General features: G+C 68.5%; 1 protein-coding gene. It reads left to right on the forward strand.

All coding sequences use genetic code 11. From position 1 onward, the window contains the following. Positions 1-542 (forward strand): DUF7284 family protein (locus tag QT222_RS00060; protein ID WP_491475905.1); only part of this gene is annotated, 542 nt, incomplete at its 5' end. Positions 543-562 lie beyond the last annotated feature (20 nt).

Consider the following 562-nt stretch of genomic DNA (forward strand, 5'->3'; position numbering starts at 1 on the left):
TCCGCAGCAAGGTCGGACGCCGGGTCGAATCTGAACTCCCCGCCCGCGGCGTCAACGTCGCGGTGCTTTGGACGCCGTTCCCCGGCGCACCGGTTCAGGCAACCGACAGTCTCGGACCCAACGCGCCGTCTTCGGCGACGGTTCACTCCGCGACGCTCGACGTGCCGAGCGGGTTCCCCGCGGCGCGCGAAGACGCGGTCGCCACCAGCGACGACGGTTTCGATGCTGTTGCCCGGGTTGTCGCAAACCGCACGGTCGCCGGATTGTTCCCGCCCGAACTCGCTCGACTCGCCCTCCGCGGCGACGAACCCGTTTCGACGCTGATGGCTCACCGCTACGAGCGGGCTGGCGTTCTCTTGAACGCCTCCGTCGAACCCGAAGTTGCCCGAGAAGAGACTCGCACTGCGAACGCCGACCTCGCGGCCGTCCTCGCCCCACGTCTCGCAGACGAGATGCGTTCACGGTACGACACACCCCGAGACGCCGCCGAGGCCGACTCAGTCGGTCGCGTCACCATCGTCGTCAGGACGTGGTCGCTATGAGGCTCGCGGCAGACGAACGC

Source organism: Haloferax sp. s1, from assembly GCF_058382125.1.